At 72.0% G+C, this 16424-nt stretch carries 15 protein-coding genes and 2 pseudogenes; 6 read left to right on the forward strand and 11 right to left on the reverse strand.

From position 1 onward, the window contains the following. Window positions 1–122 precede the first annotated feature (122 nt). From ACWC09_RS47925 to ACWC09_RS47935, 3 genes are all read left to right on the forward strand, one after another. Window positions 123–1652 (forward strand): S8 family peptidase, encoded by a 1530-nt coding sequence (locus ACWC09_RS47925; RefSeq protein ID WP_450858089.1) that lies wholly within the window; start codon window positions 123–125, stop codon window positions 1650–1652. 51 nt (window positions 1653–1703) lie between these two features. Beyond that, window positions 1704–3092, forward strand: coding sequence for a CoA transferase (locus ACWC09_RS47930; RefSeq protein ID WP_450858091.1), 1389 nt, complete (start codon window positions 1704–1706; stop codon window positions 3090–3092). A gap of 100 nt (window positions 3093–3192) precedes the next feature. Next, the gene (locus ACWC09_RS47935; protein WP_450858093.1) at window positions 3193–4203 is read left to right on the forward strand and encodes a CopD family protein; all 1011 of its coding nucleotides are present in this window, start codon (window positions 3193–3195) and stop codon (window positions 4201–4203) included. A gap of 51 nt (window positions 4204–4254) precedes the next feature. On the opposite strand, the pseudogene ACWC09_RS47940 reads toward ACWC09_RS47935, so the two are convergent. From ACWC09_RS47940 to ACWC09_RS47975, 8 genes and pseudogenes are all read right to left on the reverse strand, one after another. After that, window positions 4255–5332: pseudogene (locus tag ACWC09_RS47940) on the reverse strand (zinc-dependent alcohol dehydrogenase family protein). Window positions 5333–5368: 36 nt separating this feature from the next. Next, window positions 5369–6067: a lysoplasmalogenase gene (locus ACWC09_RS47945; RefSeq protein WP_450858095.1), complete on the reverse strand. Its 699-nt coding sequence runs from the start codon at window positions 6065–6067 to the stop codon at window positions 5369–5371. Beyond that, window positions 6064–6969 carry a sterol desaturase family protein gene (locus ACWC09_RS47950; protein ID WP_450858096.1) on the reverse strand — a complete coding sequence of 302 codons (906 nt, stop codon included), beginning with the start codon at window positions 6967–6969 and terminating at the stop codon, window positions 6064–6066. Before ACWC09_RS47950 ends, ACWC09_RS47945 begins: the two co-directional genes overlap by 4 nt. Window positions 6970–7077: 108 nt before the next feature. Beyond that, window positions 7078–7791, reverse strand: coding sequence for a VIT1/CCC1 transporter family protein (locus tag ACWC09_RS47955; RefSeq protein WP_450858098.1), 714 nt, complete (start codon window positions 7789–7791; stop codon window positions 7078–7080). 99 nt (window positions 7792–7890) lie between these two features. Beyond that, window positions 7891–9117: an amidohydrolase family protein gene (locus ACWC09_RS47960; RefSeq protein WP_450858099.1), complete on the reverse strand. Its 1227-nt coding sequence runs from the start codon at window positions 9115–9117 to the stop codon at window positions 7891–7893. Next, a complete protein-coding gene (locus tag ACWC09_RS47965) occupies window positions 9114–10397 on the reverse strand; it encodes an amidohydrolase family protein (protein ID WP_450858100.1) in 1284 nt (427 codons plus the stop codon). The genes ACWC09_RS47960 and ACWC09_RS47965 overlap by 4 nt, the downstream gene beginning before the upstream one ends. 33 nt (window positions 10398–10430) lie before the next feature. Then, window positions 10431–11315 (reverse strand): SDR family NAD(P)-dependent oxidoreductase, encoded by an 885-nt coding sequence (locus tag ACWC09_RS47970; protein ID WP_450858101.1) that lies wholly within the window; start codon window positions 11313–11315, stop codon window positions 10431–10433. Continuing rightward, window positions 11315–12112, reverse strand: coding sequence for an acetoacetate decarboxylase family protein (locus ACWC09_RS47975; RefSeq protein ID WP_450858103.1), 798 nt, complete (start codon window positions 12110–12112; stop codon window positions 11315–11317). The genes ACWC09_RS47970 and ACWC09_RS47975 overlap by 1 nt, the downstream gene beginning before the upstream one ends. Before the next feature lie 168 nt (window positions 12113–12280). Here ACWC09_RS47975 and ACWC09_RS47980 point away from each other — a divergent pair, with 168 nt between their 5' ends. The 3 genes from ACWC09_RS47980 (at window position 12281) to ACWC09_RS47990 (ending at window position 14454) form a co-directional block, all read left to right on the forward strand. Beyond that, window positions 12281–13273, forward strand: coding sequence for a DEDDh family exonuclease (locus ACWC09_RS47980; protein ID WP_450858104.1), 993 nt, complete (start codon window positions 12281–12283; stop codon window positions 13271–13273). A 103-nt stretch (window positions 13274–13376) separates the two neighbouring features. Next, a complete protein-coding gene (locus ACWC09_RS47985; protein ID WP_356347776.1) occupies window positions 13377–13610 on the forward strand; it encodes a hypothetical protein in 234 nt (77 codons plus the stop codon). A gap of 49 nt (window positions 13611–13659) precedes the next feature. Beyond that, entirely contained in the window at window positions 13660–14454 is a 795-nt protein-coding gene (locus ACWC09_RS47990) for an SURF1 family cytochrome oxidase biogenesis protein (protein ID WP_450858106.1), read from the forward strand. Window positions 14455–14540: 86 nt separating this feature from the next. On the opposite strand, the gene ACWC09_RS47995 is transcribed toward ACWC09_RS47990, so the two are convergent. The 3 genes and pseudogenes from ACWC09_RS47995 to ACWC09_RS48005 form a co-directional block, all read right to left on the reverse strand. Then, window positions 14541–15473, reverse strand: coding sequence for a hypothetical protein (locus ACWC09_RS47995; RefSeq protein WP_450858108.1), 933 nt, complete (start codon window positions 15471–15473; stop codon window positions 14541–14543). Between the two features lie 70 nt (window positions 15474–15543). Beyond that, on the reverse strand, window positions 15544–15732 hold the full coding sequence (locus ACWC09_RS48000; RefSeq protein ID WP_450858110.1) for a YbdD/YjiX family protein: 189 nt from the start codon (window positions 15730–15732) through the stop codon (window positions 15544–15546). Next, window positions 15729–16346 (reverse strand): annotated as a pseudogene (locus tag ACWC09_RS48005) (carbon starvation CstA family protein); the annotation flags it as partial. The pseudogene ACWC09_RS48005 and the gene ACWC09_RS48000, both read right to left, overlap by 4 nt. Between the last annotated feature and the right edge of the window lie 78 nt (window positions 16347–16424).

The raw sequence follows: 16424 nt of genomic DNA on the forward strand, positions 1-16424 counted from the left end.
ACTCCCTGTGCAGGGGCGGCGCGGACGTCGACGACGACCGCGCCGCCCCGGACCTCCCGCACGGTCCGCTCGTACCGCTCGTGCACCGCTCCTCCCGCGAAACGAACTGGAGACTCTGACACATGACAGCGCCTCACCCGCGCTTCCGCCGCGCGCTCGCCCTTCCGCTCGGGATGGCGACGGCGACGGCCCTCGCGTTCCTGCCGAACGTCACCGCCTCGGCGGCGGAGGCCGCGCCGACGGCCGCGACGTCGGTGTCGACGGACGCCACCGCACTCAGTTACGTCGTCAACGTCCGCCCCGGGCACGGCCCTTCGGCGCATGTGAAGAAGGCGATCGCCGAGGCCGGCGGCACGATCCTGACGTCGTACGACCAGATCGGCGTGATCGTCGTCCACTCGTCGAACGCCGACTTCGCCAGGATCCTGCGCAAGGTGCCCGGCGTGGAGTCGGCCGGCAACACGCGCAACGCGCCGCTGCCCGCCCAGTCGACGACCGATGTGGGCACGCCGAAGGCGCTCACCGCCGACGAGTTGAAGGACGTCAAGGCCGCCGACGGACAGGACCCGCTCGAGCCGCTCCAGTGGGACCTGTCCGCCATCAAGGCGGACAAGGCGCACGAGGTGTCGCTGGGCAGCCCGAAGGTGACCGTCGGCGTGATCGACACCGGTGTCGACGACACGCACCCGGACATCGCCCCGAACTTCGACCGCAAGGCGTCGGTCAACTGTGTGTCGGGCAAGCCGGACACGACCGACGGCGCCTGGCGGCCGACCACCGGGGAGAGCCCGCACGGCACGCACGTGGCCGGCGAGATCGCGGCCGCGAAGAACGGCGTCGGCATGACGGGCGTGGCGCCCGGGGTCAAGGTCGCCGGCATCAAGGTGGCCACGACCGCCGGTTACTTCTACACGGAGGCCGTGGTCTGCGGCTTCGTATGGGCGGCCGAGCACGGCGTCGACGTGACGAACAACAGCTATTACACCGACCCCTGGTACTTCAACTGCACCGACGACCCGGACCAGAAGGCGCTCGTGGACGCCGTCACCCGGGCCTCGCGGTACGCGGAGAGGAAGGGCACGGTCAACGTCGCCGCGGCCGGCAACGAGAACTACGACCTGGCGGCCGACTCGATCACCGACCCGGTCTCGCCGAACGACGGCACGCCCTCGGACCGGGTGATCGACCCGTCCAAGTGCTTTGACATACCGACCCAGTTGCCGGGTGTGGTCACGGTCGCGGCCACGGGCGCGAAGGGCATCAAGTCGTCCTTCTCCAACTACGGCCTGGGCGTCATCGACGTGGCCGCACCGGGCGGCGACTCGACCGTCTACCAGACCCCGGCCCCGCCGGCCACCAGCGGCCTGATCCTGGGCACGCTGCCGGGCGGCAGGTGGGGCTACATGGCCGGTACGTCGATGGCCTCGCCGCATGTCGCGGCCGTCGCCGCGTTGATCAAGTCAACCCATCCGCACGCCTCCGCGGCCCTGGTGAAGGCGCTGCTGTACGCCGAGGCCGACGCCACGCCGTGCACGGACCCGTACGACATCAACGGGGACGGCAAGGTCGACGCGGTGTGCGAGGGGTCGAAGAACCGCAACGGCTTCTACGGCTGGGGAACCGTGGACGCACTGGACGCGGTGACCAGGTAGTCCCGCGAGCTCGTCAATATATTGATCCAGTCAATACTGCATAGTGAAGTAATGACTGGAATCAAGTCGAGCATCGAGTCGGGAATCAACTTCGCATGGTCCGCGCTGGGCGGCGACCCCGCCCTGCTGCCGCGAGTGTCGACCGTGGTGCGGGAGGGTGCGCTCGAAGCGCGCCTTCCCGTACGGGAGCTCGCGCGGGCCTGCGTCGCAGCCTGTGCGCTGGCCGCCGCCGAGCTGGGCGCGCGGCGGGCCGGGCTCGCGGAGGCGCCCGGGGTCCGGGTCGACGACGGGGCGGTCGCCACGGCGTTCCACAGTGAGCGGCAACTGCTGGTGGACGGGCGGCCGCCGGTCACTTTCGCGCCGCTGTCACGGTTCTGGCGGACGAACGACGGCTGGGTGCGCACGCATGCCAACTATCCGCACCATCGGGCGCGACTGCTGAGTGTGTTGAAGGCGTCGGAGGACGTGGCCGCCGTCGGGGCGGCGCTGGCCGAGCGGTCCTCGTCGGAGGTCGAGGAGGCCGTGTACGCGGCCGGGGGCCTGGCCGTGGCGCTGCGGACGCCGAAGGAGTGGGCCGCGCACGAGCAGGCCGCCGAGGTGGCCCGCCGGCCCCTCGTCGAGCGGGAGCGGCTCGACTCCGCACGCGCGCTCGTGCTCGCGCCGATCGACGGCGCTCCCCTGCTGCCGGCCGCCGGGCTGCGGGTCCTGGACCTGACCCGGGTCCTCGCGGGCCCGGTCGCCACACGCACACTCGCCCTGCTCGGTGCGGACGTCCTGCGCGTGGACGCCCCGCGGTTGCCCGAACTGCCGGACCAGCACGCCGACACGGGCTTCGGGAAGCGGTCGGCGCTGCTGGACCTGACCACCGACCGACGTGCCTTGGAGGAGCTGCTCGCGGCGGCGGACGTCGTCGTGACCGGCTACCGGCCGGGCTCTCTGGACCGGTTCGGGCTGTCGCCCGAGGCGCTGGCCGAGCGCCGGCCGGGGGTGGTCGTGGCGCAGGTGTCGGCGTGGGGCGCGTACGGGCCGTGGGGCGAGCGGCGGGGTTTCGACAGCCTGGTGCAGGTCGCCTCCGGGATCGCGGCGCTCGAGGGGTCGGTGGAGCGGCCGGGGGTGCTGCCCGCGCAGGCCCTCGATCACGGGACGGGTTATCTGCTGGCGGCCGCGGTGCTGCGGGCGGTGACCGAGCAGGCCGACGAGGGCGGCAGCCGGTTCGTGCGCCTGGCACTGGCCCGGACGGCCGAGTGGCTCGTGTACGGCGTGGAGCAGAACGCCCCCGGGGAGCTCTCGTACGACGGACCCGAACCCTGGCTCGCCGAGACGGACAGCGCGCTCGGGCGGTTGCGGTACGCGCTGTCGCCGGTGTCCTTCGCGGGCGGGCCGGGCGACTGGGCGCGTCCGCCGGTGCCCTGGGGGTCGGACCCCGCGCGTTGGTTCTGAGTCATGGGGCGACCAAAAACGTACCCAAGGCCGGAATGAAGTGCCGCCAGTTGTTTTACTGCAGTTGCCCGGTTCTGCGACGGCTGGTGAAGATCTTGAGGTGACGTTGACAAGACCCACTGCCGGGGTGGCAGACGCGAGCGGGCCGGTACGGCGTCCCGGCGCCGGCCGGGCCGTCGCCGTCCTCGTCCTGGTGGCGCTGGCCGCGCTGATACCCCTGCTGGGCCCGTCCGCCGCGCTGCACGGCACCGGTGAGGCCGCCGCCCCCGGCGTCGGTGGCATCGCGCTGCTGCGGGCGGTGCTGTTCGCCGCGCTGTGCGTCCCGGTGGGCGAGCTGTTCGTGAACCGTCTGGCCCGTTCGCTGCCCGGCGCCCCCGAGGACGCGCCCCGCAGCTGGGCTCCCTGGACGGCCGTCGCCGGTTTCGTGGCCGCCCTGGGGCTGGCGTCGGTCGTGTCGACGGGCAACCTGGTGCCGCACAGCCTGGCCCAGATCGATGTCGGCGGCCTCTACGCGTCGCGGGACGGCAAGCTCGCGCTGCTCGAGGTCAACGCCTTCCTCGCGGCGGCCCTGTGCGCCCGCTCGCGCCGCCCGGCCGTCCAACTCTGGCCGCTGGCCGCGGTGATCGCGGCGGAAGCCCTGCGCACGCATCCTCCCGCCGAGCACAGCCCGCTCCTCGGGTCAGGCCTGACACTGATCCACCTCACGTGCGCCACGCTCTGGGCCGGCGGTCTGCTGCACGCCCTGCGGATGCTGCGCCGGTGGGGTCCCTCCGACGCGGGCGCGGCCCTGCTCGGGCTCTACGCGCGCGTGGCTGCCGTGCTGCTCGCCGTCATCACCGCGACCGGCGTGTGGAGTTCACTGCGCCGGATGCCGCCGGGCACGATCCTGGACCAGCTGACGACGACGGCCTACGGGCGCACCCTGCTCGCCAAGGTGGTCCTCGTGGCCGTCGTCGCCGCGCTCGCGCTGTGGGCGCGGATCCGGCTGCGCCGCGCCGCCGACCCGTTGACCGCCTGCTCCCCCGCGCGTGCGGAGGTCGTCGTCCTGGGGGTGGTGGTCGTGATGTCGGGGTTGTTGACGGCCTTGCCCCTGCCGATCCGGTGGTGGTGACACCCATCAGCTGTTGACCGACCCGTCAAGGGGTTGATCAACACTTGACGATCAACCGTTGGTGACGAGCACCTTGAGTGCTGTGCGCTCGTCCATCGCCTTGTAGCCCTCGGGGACACCCTCGACGTCGACCGTCATGTCGAAGACCGGCGAGGCGTCGATGGTGCCGTCGAGCACGTCGGGCAGCAGCTCCGGGATGTACGCGCGGACGGGTGCGACACCGCCGCGCAGCGCGATGTTCCGGTCGCACATGACGCCCAGGTCGACGCCGGTGCCGCTGCCGTGCGGCACGCCGACGAAGCCGATCGCGCCGCCGTCACGGGTGACGGCGACCGCCGTACGCATGGACTGCTCGGTGCCGACGGCCTCGACGACGGCGTGCGCGCCCTGGCCGCGGGTGAGTTCGCGTACGGCCTCGACGGCCGCGTCCCCGCGCTCGGCGACGACGTCGGTGGCGCCGAAGCGGCGGGCGATGTCGGTGCGGACCTCGTGGCGGCCGAGCGCGATGATCCGCTCCGCGCCGAGCCGCTTGGCGGCGAGCACGGCACACAGGCCGACGGCTCCGTCGCCGACGACGGCGACCGTGGCGCCCGGGCGGGCGCCCGCGCCGAGCACCGCGTGGTGGCCGGTGCCGAGCACGTCGGAGAGGGTCAGCAGGGCGGACAGCAGGTGGTCGTCGGAGGCGGCCTCCTTGGGGAGTTGGACGAGGGTGCCGTCGGCGAAGGGCACGCGCACGGCCTCGCCCTGGCCGCCGTCATGGCCGACGGAGCCCCAGAAGCCGCCGTGTTCGCAGGAGGTGGTGAGGCCCTCGCGGCAGTAGTCGCAGACGCCGTCGGACCACATGAAGGGCGCGACGACCAGGTCACCGGGGCGCACCGTGCCCACCTCGGAGCCCGTCTCCTCGACGACGCCCAGGAACTCGTGCCCGATCCTCCCCCAGTGCCTTAAGGGCCTGGGGGACCCCCAGCCCCGGCTGCCGTTCCGCCGCGCCGCGGTACGCCCACAGGTCGCTGCCGCAGATACAGGCGCGCGGCACCCGCACCACGGCGTCGGTGGGCAGCTGCACCACGGGCTCGGGCACATCCTCCACACGCATGTCGTAGGGGGCATGGATGGTGGTGGCGCGCATGGCGAGGATCCTTCTCGTGCGGTGTCGTGGGTGCGCTCAGGGGGTGGTCGAGCGCACTTCACGGTACGTCGTCGCCGACGCGGCCCGCTCGTCGAGGGCGCCCCGGACCAGCAGGAACTGCCCGGCGGCGTAGGTGAGCATGATCCACAGGTCGGGTCTGGGCGGCTGTGGCCAGTCGGCGACGCCGGTCGCGATGAGGGTGTCGGAGAGCATGAAGAGGGCACCGCCGAGACCGGCGACCGGGCCGCGCCGGGTGCCGGCGGTGTACGCCGTCGCGGTGAGCAGGGTGCTGTAGCCGGCGACGGGGATGCGCAGGTCCGCCGGGAGGTCCGGCCACAGCAGGGCGACCGTGATGACGAGGGCGAGGGCATAGGCGGGGGCGAGGAGACGGGCACGCGCGCGTGGGGTGCCGTGGCGCAGGAAGAGCGCGATGTAGCAGACGTGGCCGACCGCGAAGGAGGCCATCCCGGCCAGGAACGCCGGGTCCGCGTCGGACAGGAGCAGGATGTCGCCGCCCCAGCCGCACAGGAGGGCGGCGAGCAGGAGCCGAGGCGCGCCACGGGCGCACGCGTAGGCGGCGAGGAGCGGCATGAGGAGGGGTTTGGCGACGGTGTGGCCGGGGGTGAAACCGGCGGCGAGGGAGGTGAGGTCGAGGAGGGTTGCGGCGATGAAGGCCTTGAGCAGGAGGGGTGCGAGGGCACGCACGCGTACGCGTCGCTCGTTCGGTGCCGTCACGCGACAGCGGTCCCCTCGGCCGGCGTCGGCTCGGCGGTGGCCGGTTCGCTCACCAAAGTCGACTGCGCGAGCCGGGCCGGCCGCCAGCCGGGCCCACGGAACACCCGTCCGGCGCGCTCGCCCCAACTCTCCGCCGCCTTCACGTCCTTGACGATCGCGACGTACTCATGAGTGGCCACCTTGATCGGGTTGAACGTGTTGATGTTCTTGGTCAACCCGTAGACGGGCCGCTCGATCTCCGGCACGAAGGAGCCGAACAGCCGGTCCCAGACGATGAGGATGCCGCCGAAGTTGCGGTCCAGGTAGCCGCCCTGGGAGGCGTGGTGGACGCGGTGGTGGGACGGGGTGTTGAAGACGAACTCGAACCATCGGGGCATCTTGTCGATGCGTTCGGTGTGGATCCAGAACTGGTAGACGAGGTTGGCGGAGGAGCAGAACGCGAGGGCGGCCGGGTGGACGCCGACGGCGACGAGGGGGACGTAGAACGGCCAGACCGTCCAGGTCGTCCAGGGCTGGCGCAGCGCGGTGGTGAGGTTGAACTTCCGGCTGGAGTGGTGGACGACGTGGCAGGCCCACAGGATGCGGATGACGTGGTGGCCGCGGTGCGACCAGTAGTAGAAGAAGTCCTGGGCGAGGAGCATCAGGGGGACGGTCCACCACAGGACCGGGATGCGCAGCGGGGTGAGTTCGTAGATCGCCGTGTAGATCGCGACGATCGGGATCTTCCAGAGGAAGTCGAAGGCGAGGCTGCCGAGCCCCATGCCGACGCTGGTCGCGGCGTCCTTCGTCTCGTATCCCGCCGCGTCTTCGTCGGGATGGATGCGGATGCTGATCACCTCGACCACGGTGAGCAGCACGAAGGCGGGTATCGACCAGAGCACGACATCGGGCAGGTTCGGCATGGGGGCACCGTAGAACCGCTGGTGGGCTGCGGCTAGACGTTGTTACCCACAAGTATTGCCCGGGGTATGCGCTTGCTTCTTGGTGATCTCCACCAACCGGCCGGTCGGTCAGGCCCCGGCCGCCCCCAGCAGCGCCCCGGCGGCGTAGGTGACCCCCATGGCCAACGCCCCGCCGACCACGTTCCGCAGTACGGCACGTCCCCGCTCCGCGGAGCCCAGGCGGGCGCTGGTCCATCCTGTGATCACCAGGGCGGCCAGCACGGAGACGACGGTGACGGCCAGGCGCCAGCCCGCGGGGGGCAGCACGATGGCGAGCAGCGGCAGCAGCGCGCCGACCGTGAACGCCAGGAAGCTCGCCCATGCCGCGTGCCAGGGGTTCGTCAGCTCGTCGGGGTCGATGCCGAGCTCCACGCGCGCGTGCGCCCTGAGGGCGTCCCGGGCCGTCAGCTGTTCCGCGGCCTCCCTGGCCACCTCGCGCGACAGACCGCGCTCCTCCAGCAGCTCGGTCAGCTCCTCCAGCTCGGCCTCCGGCTGCTCGCGCAACTCCCGCCGCTCCAGGGCCAGGGCGGCCATCTCCGAGTCGCGCTGGGTGGAGACGGAGACGTACTCCCCCGCGGCCATCGACATCGACCCGGCCAGCAGCCCGGCCAGCCCCGCGGTGAGCAGGGCGGAGCGCTCGTCCGTCGCGCCGGCCACACCGACGACGAGACCCGCCGTGGACACGATGCCGTCGTTGGCGCCCAGAACGGCCGCCCGCAGCCAGTTCAGCCGCTCAGCCAGTGCGCCGCTGTGGGCCTCGCCGCCGTGCGTTGGTTCCGTCACACCGGGAGGATGCCACCCCGGCGGCGATCGCACCCGTACCGACGCTCTCCGATGGCCGACGCCCCTTCGGCGAGGCTCCCCCGTCGGCGTTCCCCGACCTCACCAGACCCGCACCCGCGCCCCTCTCGCGAACACCGGGCTCGTCGCGTCCGCCGGTGGCTGTTCCAGCGGCTCGGCGATCTCCTCCACCGTCGGCCCCACCTTCGCGGCGATGGGGTCCAGCAGGTCGAGGTCGAAGCCGTAGACGCGGGCCGCGTTGCCGCCCAGCATCGCCGCCAGTTCGTCGTGCGGAACGCCCGCGTAGGCGAAGCGCAGGCCCTCTCGGGAGTACGGGTAGGTGCCCTCGTCGTGGGGGTAGTCGCTGCCCCACATGATCTTGTCGATGCCGATGCGGTCGCGGAGGGGCACCTCGTGGGGGCGCATGAAGCTGGCGCCGACATAGCAGTTGTCGTGCCAGACCTCGGAGGGCGGCTTGCCCATGCGGGCGGCGAGGCCCGCACCGAACTTGGACTCCGCCGTGGACGCCTTGGTCGCGGCGGCGACCATGCGGCCGTGGTAGTAGTCCAGCATGTCGAGGACGCCGGGGATCCAGCCGGAGCCCTGCTCGGTCAGGACGAGTTTCAGGCCGGGGTGGCGGCGGAAGGCGCCGCCGAAGACGAGGTGCCAGAGGGCGCGGTGGGAGAACCAGGTCGTCTCGACCATGAAGACCGCGCGGGCCGCGGGTTCGTCGCCGAGGGGCGGGGACGCGGAGCCCGCGTGGTGGTTCACGGGTACGTCCAGTTCCTCGCAGACCGCCCAAATGGGGTCGTACGTCTGCGAGTAGAGCTCCGGCAGGCCCGAACCCGGTGGGGTGCCGGGCAGCAGCAGGCCGCCCCTGAGGCCCGCCGCGGATGCCCAGCGGATCTCCTTGACCGCCTCCTCGACGTCGTTCAGCAGGATCTGGAAGACGCCCGCCCGTCGGCCCGGTGCGGCGGCGCAGAAGTCGGCGAGCCAACGGTTGTGGGCGCGCAGGCCGGCCCAGCGGCGTTCGAACTCCTCGGCGGTCGGGGCGGGGGCCATCAGGGAGCCGGACGGGTGGAACGGCGGGATGGTGTTCGGGAAGAGGACCTCGGCGACGATGCCGTCCTGCTCCAGGTCCGCGAGCCGGCGCTCGGAGTTCCAGTTCTGGTCGGCCGTGTCGGCGAGCAGGTCCTCGTAGGGGTTGACGTACGTGGCCGCCCAGAGGTCGAACTCGTCGTGGTGGCGCTTGGCCAGGTACGGCCTGTAGTCGAGGAGGTCGGCTCCCGCGTGGCAGTCGGCCGAGATGACCGTGTACCGGTCGCTCACTGCGTCACCCCCAGGGTCGGGAAGTCGTGGTCGGTCAGCCAGTGCCGGCCCACCTCGCGCGAGCGCGCCCAGGACGCCTCCACGGCCTCCTGGTCGGCCGACTGGCCGAGGTCGGCCGGGGTGGGCCCGATGCGTCGGGCCAGCGGTGTCAGCTTCTCTACGTCGAAGCCGAAGACCTCCGCGGCCGCCAGGCCCAGCATCCGGCGGGTCTCGGCGACGGGGATGTCGTGGAACGTACGGCGCAGCCACGCGCGCGTGTCGGGCCAGGTGCCCTCGGGGTGCGGGAAGTCGCTGCCCCAGAGGATGTTGTCGACGCCGATCTCGTAACGCTGGGCGAGTTCACGGCGCTTGGTGTTGGTGGCGCAGATGAAGACCTGGCGGTCGAGGTACTCGCTCGGGGGGCGTTTCAGCTCCTCGAACGGGGAGAGCTTCTTGCCGCCGTGCGCGCCCAGGTAGAGGCGGTCCATGAACCAGAGGAGGTTCGGCAGCCACCAGCAACCCGACTCCGCGACACCGAACTTGAGGCCGGGGTGGCGTTCGAAGACGCCGGACCAGAGCAGGAACCAGAGGGGGCGGGCCGGCCACCAGGTGACCTCGCTGACGAAGATGCCCAGATGGTCGCCGTACTCGTGCCGCGGTGCCGATCCGGAGTGCGTCGTCACGGGCATCCCGCACTCGGCCGCCGCCGCCCACACGGGGTCGTAACGGCGGTCGTGGTACGGCTCCTTGTCGCCCCACAGGGAGGGGATCAGCAGTGCGCCGAGGCCGGACTCCTTGGCCCGGTGGATCTCGGCGACCACCTTCGGCACCTCGGCGCCGATCGGCAACAGGGCCACCCCGCAGTGCCGTTCGGGGTTCTCCGACACGAACTCCGCCAGCCAGCGGTTGTGCGCCTGCGAGCCTGCCATGCCCAGCTCCGGGTCGTGGTCGCCGGACAGGCCGAGGCCGACCCCGAAGGGCGCGGCGGTCCGGCTGTCCACGGCGTCCGCGTCCGGGAACACGACCTCGGCGGCGACCCCGTCGCCGTCGAGCTCCTTGAGCCGCTGTGCGGTCTCCCAACCCCCGCGCAGGCCCTCCTCGTTGTCGTGGAACCACTTGGTCGCGTAGGCCTCGTTGCGGATGCCGAGCCGGGTCATCTCCTCGCGGCGGCGCTCGCGTCCGGCGAGGAAGTCGTCGAAGGCCCGGTGGAAACGGGTGTCCAGGTAGGGCCGGTACTCCTCGGTGGGCAGCCCGGCGTGGCAGTCGGAGGAGATGATCAGATACGGGTCCTGGTCGGTCACCACTACCCCCTTGGTCCAGTCATCACGGCCCCCTCAGTCGAGAATGAAGCTTTCGAGGTACGACGGGTTCGTGCGGTCCAGCATCGACCTGGCCCGCGCCCGGATCTGCGCGTCGCTGTGCTCGCTCGGCGGCATCATCCAGAAGCGGTCCGCGCGGATGCCCTCCACGACGAGCTCCGCGACCTCCTCGACGGGCGTGAAGCGGACCTCCTCGCCCGCCTCGCGCATCGCGGTCTCCCACTGGTCGAGGCTGCGGTACGGCGTCTTCCGCGGCCGTTCCTTCGCGTACCGGTCGGGCCGGTTGCGGTGCGACTCCCACAGGCCGGTGCGCAGCATGTGCGGGCCGGGGAACAGGACCGACGCGCCCACGCGCGCGTGCTCGGCCCTGAGGTGGGCGTACAGGGACTCGGTCATCGTGACGACGGCCGCCTTGGTGACGGCGTACACGGAGGCCGTGGGCAGCGGGGCGATACCGCCGTCACCGGAGGACGTATTGACCACATGACCGGGTTGACCCGACTTGATCATCCGTGGCACGAACGCCTGGACGCCATGGAAGACGCCCCACACATTGACGGCGAACGCCCACTTCCAGTCGTTCGGTTCGTGCTCCCACATGCGGCCCTCGGCACCCGAGCCGACCCCGGCGTTGTTGCACAGCACATGGACGGCCCCGTACGCCTCGTACGTCGACTCGGCGAGGTCCATGACCTGTTGGCGCTCCCCGACGTCGACCACGCGCGCGTGCACATCGGCGCCCTCGGCGCGCAGGTCGGCGGCGGCCTTGTCCAGCGCGCCCTCCTCGACGTCCGCGAGCACCACCTTCAGCCCCTCGGCCGCGAACCGCCGGGCCATCGCCAGCCCGATCCCGCTCGCCGCGCCCGTGACGACGGCGACCTGTCCGGCCTGCAACTCCATCAGGCGCTCCCCTCGGGAGGGCCGTCATGGACCTGCTGCGGGTCGTCGTAGCGCTGGTGGATGTACGGCAACAGGGCCTCCGCCGCGACCCGTTCGACCACCTTGCCGCGCTGGTCGCTGGTCTTCTCGCCGATGGTGATGTCGACGAGCCGCAGCACCGGGAGGTCGGCCACCGGGTCGTACATCGACTCGCGCAGGACGACGTCCCCGGTGACCCGCTCCAGCCGGCGCACCTTCTCGTTGCGCACGCAGTGCACCAGCAGTGGATCGGCGTCGAAGCCCGAACCGTCCGCCGCGGGAAGGAACTTGAAGTAGAAGTCCGTCTTCCGGCTCGGCGCCGGCAGCGGCAGCTCCCCGCGCACCGCGCCGTGTACCTCCACGAAGGCGATGCCGTGCCGGACCATCGACGCGCGGACCAGGAGCCCCTCCCGCTCCACCGTCACCTCGCCCAGCTTCTTCGGCTCGCCGAAGACCTCGCGGCCTCCCGTGAGGGCCCGCTCATGGGTCATCGGCATGACGAGCGGGTACCAGCCGTCGATGTCGTCGTGCCGGGCGGCGACCGCGAACGAGCCCGCGCCCAGCGGGTATCCGGGCAGGTCGACCTTGCTGATGTTGACCCGGGCCAGGGGCCGGTCGGCCGGTTTCAGCGGTGGTGGCAGGACCGCGGCGAGCGCGTCCGGGTCGGTCTCCCAGACCGCCACCACGCCGGTGGACCAGATGTCGGGGAGCCGTGCGCTCGCCGTGCGGGCGGCGGCGATCTCCGCCTCGGTGCGAGCGCCGTACCGTATGCGTGCCATCCGTCGTACCGCCCTTCACAGACCGTCAACCGTCGGGCGGGGTGCACGCTTGCACCAGGTGCGTGAAAGGTCCATAGCCGCGGGCCGGACATTCCACGGTCCGGACATTCCGTACGCGCGGCCCCTGTTGGACGGGACTGTCGGTGGCGGCCCGTATCCTCAGGGACCATGCTCGAAGACCTTCCGACCGCAGCGTCCTCCCGCACCGAGTGGCCGACCGCGTATCCCCACGGATACGCGGTCGTTGACGTGGAGACCACGGGCCTGGCCCGGGACGACCGGATAATCTCCGCGGCCGTCTACCGGCTGGACGCGCGCGGCGAGGTCGAGGACCACTGGTACACGATGGTCAACCCGGAGCGGGACCCCGGCCCGGTGTGGATCCACGGTCTGACGAGCGACATGCTGGAGGGCGCGCCCCTCTTCACGGAGATCGCCGAGGAGTTCGCGACCCGGCTGGAGGGCCGGGTGCTCGTGGCGCACAACGCGGTCTTCGACTGGCAGATGATCGCGCGGGAGTACGCGCGCGCACAGCGCGAGGCGCCGGTCCGTCAGCGGCTGTGCACCATCGCGCTCTCCAAGGAGCTGGGCCTGCCGCTGCCCAACCACAAGCTGGAGTCGCTGGCCGCCCACTTCGGCGTCGTACAGCAGCGCGCGCACCACGCGCTGGACGACGCGCGCGTGCTGGCCGAGGCGTTCCGGCCCAGCCTCCGGGCCGCGGCGGCGGGCGGCGTGCGGCTGCCGCTGCTGGAGTGCCGGCCGCTGACGGAGTGGAACGACAGTCCTGTACCCCGCCAGTCCGCCGGCTACGTCGGCGGCTACGGCGGCTACCGGCAGACCAGTTGGCGCCCGTCCCGTAAAAGGCCTGTATGCCCCTATCCCAACCCGGGGCGTTACGAAGACGGCAAACCACTCAAGCAGGGCATGCGGGTCGCCTTCTCCGGGGACACGTCGGTCGAGCGGGAGCTGCTGGAGGACCGGGCGGTCGAGGCGGGGCTGCATGTCGCGACGAGCCTGTCCCGGGTGACCAGCCTGCTCGTCACCAACGACCCGGACTCGGGCACGTCGAAGGTGGTCAAGGCCCGGCAGTACGGGACGCCGGTGGTGGACGAGGCGGCGTTCGGACAGCTACTCAGGGATGTCGAACCGGCGGACGAGTGAGCCGTACCGGCGACGGCGGGTGACCCGTACGGACGGGTGATTGCGGTGCGACTCGCCCACCGTCCGCTCGCCCGCGCGGCGCCGACGGCTCACCCTGTGGCGCATGGCGAAATGCGAAGTATGCGGAAATGACTACGGAATGAGCTTCGAGGTGCACGCGCAGGGCGCGGTCCATGTCTTCGACTGCTTCTCCTGTGCGATTCATCGCATGGCCCCGATCTGTGAGCACTGCCGGGTGCCGATCATCGGCCAGGGCGTCGAGGTCGAGGGCCAGTGGTTCTGCGGTGGGCACTGCGCCCGCGAGGAGGGGAAGGCCGGCATCGTCGACCGGGTCTGAGCGCACCCCTGACGACAGCACCCCGCGGTCCGAGTTGTACGGTCGTGGGGTGTACCGCTTCCTGTTGACCCGGCAGTGGGTGATCCTCACGCTGGTCGCCCTGCTCCTCATCCCCACGATGATCAGGCTGGGCATCTGGCAGATGCACCGCTACGAGGAGCGCAGCGCCCGCAACCAGCTGGTCTCGGACGCGCTGGGCGCCAAGGCGGTGCCCGTGGAGCGGCTGACCTCGCCCGGGCACACCGTCACCACGCACGACCGGTACCGCACGGCGACGGCGACGGGGCACTTCGACACCAAGGACGAGGTCGTCGTCCGCCGCCGTACCAACTCCGACGACGAGGTCGGCTACCACGTCCTGACCCCGTTCGTGCTGACGGACGGCAAGGTGGTGCTGGTCAACCGGGGCTGGATTCCGTCCGACGGTCCGAGCCAGACCACGTTCCCGAAGGTGCCCGCGCCGCCGAGCGGTCAGGTCACCATCCAGGGCCGGCTGATGCCCGACGAGACGACCGCGGCCAGCGGCATCAAGGACCTCAAGGGCCTGCCGGGCCGGCAGATCATGCTGATCAACAGCGAGGAGCAGGCCCGGCGTCTGCACGCAGAGGTGCTCGGCGGCTACCTCCAGCAGACGGCGCCCGAGCCGAAGGGCAACGCCCCGGAGCAGATCTCCGACCCGGGCAAGGAAGACGCGCCGCTGAACTACGCGTACATGATCCAGTGGTGGCTGTTCGCGGCGGGCGTGCCCTACGGCTGGTGGGTCCTGGTGCGGCGCGAGCGGCGGGACCGGGCGGAGGCGGCGGCGAAGGAGGCCGAGGCCGAGGCGGAGCCGGCCGCGGTGTGACCCGCACGCGCGGCAGCCCGCGCCCCGGCACCCCCTCATTCCAGCACCCGCCACGCCTCCAGCGCCCCGCGCCCGCGACGCGCTCCTCACCCTCCGAGCCGGTCGCGCCAGTAGAGAAACGTGCGCTCGGGCTCGGGCAGCAGATCCCACGGGTGGGGTGTCATATGGCGGCCGATGCGCCGGAACACGGCCGCGGCCTCGGCCGGGCGTCGGATCCGGGTCAGGGCGAAGGCGAGGACGTTGAGGTCGGCGACGGCCTCCGCGTGCGGCGCGGCGGACGTGCCGAACCAGCCGGTCAGGGCCGCGGCGGCCTCGTCGGCCGCCCGGGGTTCGTGCCAGTGGCTCTCGGCCCCGACGGGCATCTGCCGCTGCCGGTGGGCGACGAGTTCGACCCGGGCCGCGACGGGGAGCAGCGCCAGCGGTGATCCGAACGGGGCTCGGGCCGCGGCCTGGCGGGCGAAGTCCAGCATGTCCACGACCGAGCCGTGGCCGCGTGGGGACAGGTACCGCAGCAGCTGGTGGTAGGCGGTGCGGTGCCAGGGAGCACGGGTGACGGCCTCGCTCCACACCGGGACCGCGTCACGGACCGGGACGGCGCAGGCGTGCATCAGCTCCAGCAGCGCCAGCCACGGAGCCGGGTCCTCGGGGCAGCACTCGGCCGCCCGCAGACACGCCCGCTCGGCCTCGCGTACGGCGGCCCGCCCCTCGGCCGGAGCCCGCACCGCCCGCTCCCAGGACCGCAGCACCAGGGCGTCCCCGTCGCCGGGCCGGTCGGCGGACCAGCGCTCGCAGACCGACGGCGGCAGGTTCCGGGCCAGCACGGAGACCCGGTGCACCCGTCGGTCCCAGTCCCGCCCGGTGTCCCCCAGCAACGCGGCGACGGGCGCCCAGACCGGACGCGTACGCCCGGCGCCGAGACCGTGGAGCTGCTGCGCGGGGCGGAGTTCGCTGAGCGTGGCGTGCAGGGTCTTGTCGTCCAGCGCGGGGCGGATCAGCAGGGAGGGGCGGCGTCTGAGCATCGGTCCTGTTCCTTGTTCCGTGTCTCGTCCGCGGGGGCGGGCGCACCGGTCCGTGCGCCCGCCCCCGCGGTCAGCAGCACCGGCCCTGCGGATGCGCCTCCCGGTGCAGCGCGCGCAGCACCTGGTACTCGCGGCGGGTCGGGGCCGGGGCGAGCGGGTGATGGCGCCGGTGACGCTCGCAGTAGCGGTCGTACTCGGCCTCCCCGGTCAGCTCCCGCAGGTACCGGCCCACGGCCCGCAGCCACTGCCGGGCGTTCACGACCGGGCCCCCGCCAGCGCCTCGCCGGCCTGCTCGGGCACGTCGATACGGGACTCGACGTACGGCGCCTCGGTCGTCGGGAGCACCCCCGGCGCGCGCACCGCCCGCAGGCACACCACCGCCGCGTTCACCAGCACCACCGCCACCAGCAGCAGGAACAGGGCGATCAGTACGCCGTCGACGGTGGAGTTGGTGACCACGGTGTGCATGTCGTCGAGGGTCTTGGCGGGCGGGAGCACCTGCCCCGCGTCGATCGCGTCGGCGTACTTGGCGCGCTGGGCGAAGAAGCCGACCTTGGGGTCGTCGGAGAAGATCTTCTGCCAGCCCGCGGTGAAGGTGACCGCCACCACCCAGGCGAGCGGGACCCCGGTGACCCAGGCCCAGCGCAGCCGGCCTGACTTGACCAGGACCGTGGTGCACACCGCCAGGGCGACCGCCGCGAGCAGCTGGTTCGCGATGCCGAAGAGGGGGAAGAGCTGGTTGATTCCGCCGAGCGGGTCGGTGGCGCCGGAGTAGAGGAAGTAGCCCCACGCGGCCACGACCAGACCGCTGCACAGCCAGATGCCCGGCTTCCAGTTGACCCGGCCGACCGGCTTCCACACGTTGCCGAGCACGCTCGGCGCTCCAGGCGGGGAGCCGGAACGACTCCATCCAGTAGCGCAGGTACGAGCGCATGCCCGCGCGCGAGAGCT

It is taken from the genome of Streptomyces sp. NPDC001617 (genome assembly GCF_053596855.1).